The sequence below is a fragment of the Actinomadura sp. CNU-125 genome, assembly GCF_001942465.1.
Taxonomy (GTDB): Bacteria; Actinomycetota; Actinomycetes; order Streptosporangiales; family Streptosporangiaceae; genus Spirillospora.
This window is the reverse complement of the sequence record NZ_MKJY01000351.1, coordinates 1-4472: the sequence shown is the minus strand read 5'-3', so window position 1 is coordinate 4472 and position 4472 is coordinate 1. Positions and strand designations below refer to the sequence as shown.

Below are 4472 nucleotides of genomic sequence, written 5' to 3'. Positions count from 1 at the left end.
AGATGCCGCGGTCGCGTGCCCGAGGGCGTCCGCGAGGTCGGTCCACAGCGGGCTCGCCCCGGGACGGCCGCGCCCGTCCGACACGTGCGCGGCGAGGGCGTCCAGCTCGCCCTGGACGGCCCGCTGCCGCGCCCGCGCCCGCAGCCCGCCGAGCACCGAGGTGAGCCGGTGCAGGTCGTCGGGGGACGGCCGGTGCGGGACCGCGTCCGGCGACACGATCGCGCACAGTTCGGCGCGCAGCCGCGGCCACTCGCCGGACTCCCAGGTCAGCGCGGTCGCGATCTGCTGGACCCGCGCGTCGATCCAGATCTCGACGGCGGCGCCCGCGGCGGGCTTCGAGGGCGCGCCGAGCGCCGCGCCGAGCTCGTCCCGCCAGAGCCGCACCGCGCTCTCCCGGCGGCGCCGCAGCTCCACGAACGCGATGACGCGTTCGACGTCGGCGGCCGTGCGCGGCGCTTCGCCGTCCAGCGCGGTGCCCTTGAGGAACTGCGCCAGCGCCCGCTGCGTCAGCCCGGACACCTTCTTGCCCTGCGCGAACCGGGTCCGCGCCTGCTCCAGCAGCGCGAGCGTCTCCCGGTGCGGGCCCGGCGGCAGCTCGACCGCCGCGCCCGCCGCCGCCGCGCGCAGCCGGGCGCACTCGGCGGCGTCGCGCCGAGCCGCTGCGCGTGCCCCTCCCAGAGCGCCCGCCACCGCGGCGACTGGACGACCTGGTCGCGCAACCGCTGCAACCACGGTTCCTGCAGGTCGCGCAGGGCGTGGGCGGCCTGCCCGCACCGTTCGGCGAGGCGCGCCAGGGCGCTCTCCCCGACGGCGTCGAGGACGGCGGGGTCGGCGACGTAGTCGCGGTACCCGTCGAGGACGTCCGCGAGCCGCCGCAGCTCCGCCCAGCGCTCCGCGAGGTGCCCGCCCGGCGGCAGCCGGTCGGCGGGCGGCAGTTCGAGCATCGCGTCGCGGGCGTCCCGCTCGCCGATCTCCGCGGACAGCGCGTACAGCTCGGCGAGTTCACCGGCGTCCAGGGGCGGTTCCGTCCCGGCGCGCAGCGGGTCCGGGACGCGACCGAGTTCGTCCTCGCGACGGGCGAGCCAGTCGGCGACCTCGGCGGCGGACCGCGCGAAGCCGTCGAGGTCGAGGGTCTCCCGTTCGCGTTCCAGCGACGTCCGCAGCCGCCCGCGCAGCGTCAGCACCTCGCCCGTCACCGCGTCGAGGCGGTCCCGCAGCGCTTCGGTGGCGCGCCGCTCCCGCTCCTCGTCGATGCCGTCGGCCGTCCCGGTGATCGCCTGGACGGACTGCTGCAGCGCCGTCAGGTCGGCCGACGACGAGCCGAGCACCGCCAGCGACAGGTCCCGCAGCTCGTCGGGGATCTTGTCGCGCAGGACGGCGAGCGCCTGGTCCTTGTGCGCGGTGACCAGCACGCGCTTGCCGTGCGCGACCAGGTGCGACACCAGGTTCGCGATGGTGTGGCTCTTGCCGGTACCGGGCGGTCCCTGGACGGTGACGCCGCTGTGCGACGCCAGCTTGCGGGCGATCTGTTCCTGTTCGTCGTTCGCGGCGAGCGGCAGCAGCAGCCGTTCGGCGGTCGGCGCCCACTCGTTCGCGGGGACGCCCGCGGCCGCGTCGTCGCCCGTGGCGAGCGCGACCAGCGGCGCGGGCAGCCGCCCGCCCGCGGCGACCGTCTCCTTGAGCCGTTCGAAGAAACGCGGGAACATCACCGGGCGTTTGCGGACGAACAACCGCCACGTCCCGGACATGACGGGCGTCGGGCCGATCTCCGGTGCCGCGGCCCCGTCGTCGACCCGGGCGTCCAGGCCCAGCGGGGCGACGAGCCGCCGGTACAGCGCACGGACCCGGTCGGGCGCCCACGGATCGACGGGCGCCGCCCGCAGCTCCTCGACGATCGGGTTGAGCCGGTCCAGCCCCGGGACGCCGAGCCCCTGCAGGCAGTCGAGTTCGAGGCCGGTCGGCCCGTCGGCCACGATCGCGATCTCCCCGGACGCCGCGTCGAACTCCACCCGCGTCCGCGTGATGAGCAGCGGATGGCAGATCCGGTGCCCGCCGTGGTGCCAGCCCAGGATCCCGTGCCCCCACACCAGCTCGTGGGTGGCCTCGTCGGCGCGCATCCGCTGCCGCAGCCGGAACAGCGTCTCGTACAGGTCCCTGGCGGCGAGCGCGGCGCGCGCCGTCTCCGCCCACGGCTCCCACACCCCCGCCCGCCAGGCCGCGAGGGTCTCGCGCGCGGATTCGCCGGCCCGTTCGGCGACGTCGTCCGGCAACTCCGGCGGGACGGCCGGGTCGTCGCGGCCCACCTCCCGCAGCAGCCCGGCGATCTCCGGGGGATACGCGGGCGGCTTCGGCCGGGGCGTCTTGCCGACCCGCAGCCACGCCTCCCCGGCCGGGGACGCGAGCCGAACCGCCCGATGCTCCGGCAGGTCGTCCGGCGCCACCTGCGGTTCGTGGTCCCCCAGATGCCGGACGGGCTCGGCGTACACCTCCTGCGCGAGCGCCCCCAGATAGTCGTACAGGTGCCCGATCCGCTCCCGCGTCATGGCCTCACCGGTCACGTACGCCCTCGCATCCTTTCAACGCCGTCTCACCCCCGTGCGCCCGCGTCCACCGTGGTCACGATCTCCGCAAGCGGTCTGAGTGGGACGCCCGGCGACACTCCACGGTTGTCCCCGCAACCCTCTCACCAGCACCCGAACCCCCCCGCCGCGTCCGTCCGGCGCCCGCACGGGTGCTCGTTCCCCTCCGTTCCGCCAGTCCGCCCCGACCATCTGGCCGAGTTCGCCCGGCCTCGCGCGTCCGGTTCCGCACGTCTGGTTCCGTCCGTCCGGCCTCGCGCGTCCGGTTCCGCTCGTCTGGTTCCGTCCGTCCGGCCTCGTGCGTTGGGCTCTGCCCGTTCGACGTCCGGGGGAGTGCTCTGCCTCAGTTGATCGTGCGGGCCAGGTCCTTGGTCGCCTCCTCGAACGCCTTGTGGACGGCGTGGGCGAACGGGGTGTCGTAGAGGGCGGCGCCGCCGGGGGAGTCGCGGGGCGGAAGCGGGACGGCCCGTTCGTAGATGTCCTCGATGACGGTGCGGGCGCGGCGGACGGTCGAGCCCTTGCCGCGTTCCTCGTAGGCGCGCGTCCAGACGGGGCGCGGGTCTTCGGTGATGAGGCGGTCGACGAGCGTGACGAGGCGTTTGGTGAGGGCGCCGGCGATCTCGCCCACGATGACCTCCTGTTCGTCCGCGTCGGGTTCGGCGCCGGACCAGCCGGCGGGGTGCTGCAGGGCCCGGTAGAGGGCGTATTCGAGGGCGGTGCGCAGGCTCGCGGCGGGGCGCAGGTCCCGGTACTCGTCGGTGTGGCCCTCGGCGAGGCGCCGGGTGAGGGCCTTCACGGTGGACCAGTGCTTGCGGGGCGCGTCCGGGTTCGGCGCGTGCCCGAGGGCGCCGCGCCAGCGGACGTGGAAGGTCCGTGCGGCCTCGACGACCGCGGCGGTGACCTGCGCGCGGTCGTAGACCGGGCGCGACGGGCCCGGTTCCCGGGGGACGGTCCGCGCGGCCAGCGAGTCGAGGAGCGCGTTGAGCTGCCCGATCGTGCGGCGGGCGCCCGGGGGCGGGCGGGGTCGATCAGGTCGGGGGCGAGCAGCCGGTCGATGCCGCCGACGAAGAAGCGGGCCTCGTCCAGTCGGCGGCGCAGGACGCGCTCGGCGATGCCGAGTTCCTCGCGGACCTCCCCGAGGACGTTCTCGGCCGAGCCGAGGACGTGCCGTTCGCGGTCCGGGAAGGACCGCAGGTTGTCGCCCTTGACCAGGTCGAAGTGGGTGAAGACGAAGAACAGCTTGCCGCCGTTCCCGGTCGCGGCGGCGGTGCGCATGACCGCGACGGGCGCGGCCTGCATCGGCTGCTGCGCGTTGTCGACCAGGACGATCGCGTCGACCTCGTCGAGCCGCCTGCGCAGCCGGGTGGACACCTCGGCGGCCGAACCGGGCGTGTGGCCGAGGCCCTCGCCGTCGATGAGGACGAGCCGCGCGTCCCGTCCGGCCCAGCGCGGGCGGAACGGGCCCGCCACCCGCAGGCCGTCGACCAGCGGTGTCAGCAGGTGCCCGAAGAAGGCGGCCTGGTTGCTGGAGAACCGCGTGATCACCCGCAGGAACTCGGCTCGGTCGTCGCTGCGCCACGTCCACGACACCGGCCAGCCGCCGTCGTCGCGGCGCAGCTCGCCCTCGCCGAGGAGTTCGAACCGGTCGCGGACGGCGGCCAGGAGCGCCTCGACGATGCGGGCCGCGTCGGGGGAGCGGCGGATGCGGGTCTCCAGTTCGTCCTCGACGACCTCCGCGGGGGCGCGGCCGTCGTCGTCGGGGTCGATCCGGGCCAGCTCGTCCCGGACGGCGCGCCGCAGCTCCCGGATCGAGGACCGGACGAGCTCGGTGGTGCCGGGGTCGGGCGCGGCGTCCGGCGGCCCGACCGCGGCGCGTCGTCGTCGAGGTCGTCC

4 protein-coding genes are annotated in these 4472 nt (G+C 75.8%); all 4 read right to left on the bottom strand.

Annotation, left to right across the window (positions count from 1 at the left end; genetic code table 11):
* On the bottom strand, positions 1–519 hold a 519-nt coding region (locus tag BJF79_RS54180), incomplete at its 3' end, for a hypothetical protein (protein WP_143220541.1).
* The gene (locus BJF79_RS32870) at positions 507–2558 is read right to left on the bottom strand and encodes an AAA domain-containing protein (RefSeq protein ID WP_143220539.1); all 2052 of its coding nucleotides are present in this window, start codon (positions 2556–2558) and stop codon (positions 507–509) included. The genes BJF79_RS54180 and BJF79_RS32870, both read right to left, overlap by 13 nt.
* A 364-nt stretch (positions 2559–2922) precedes the next feature.
* Positions 2923–3375: a hypothetical protein gene (locus tag BJF79_RS32865; RefSeq protein WP_075903303.1), complete on the bottom strand. Its 453-nt coding sequence runs from the start codon at positions 3373–3375 to the stop codon at positions 2923–2925.
* Positions 3372–4472, bottom strand: a 1101-nt coding sequence (locus tag BJF79_RS56125; RefSeq protein ID WP_262402888.1) for a hypothetical protein, incomplete at its 5' end; no start/stop codon positions are given. The genes BJF79_RS56125 and BJF79_RS32865, both read right to left, overlap by 4 nt.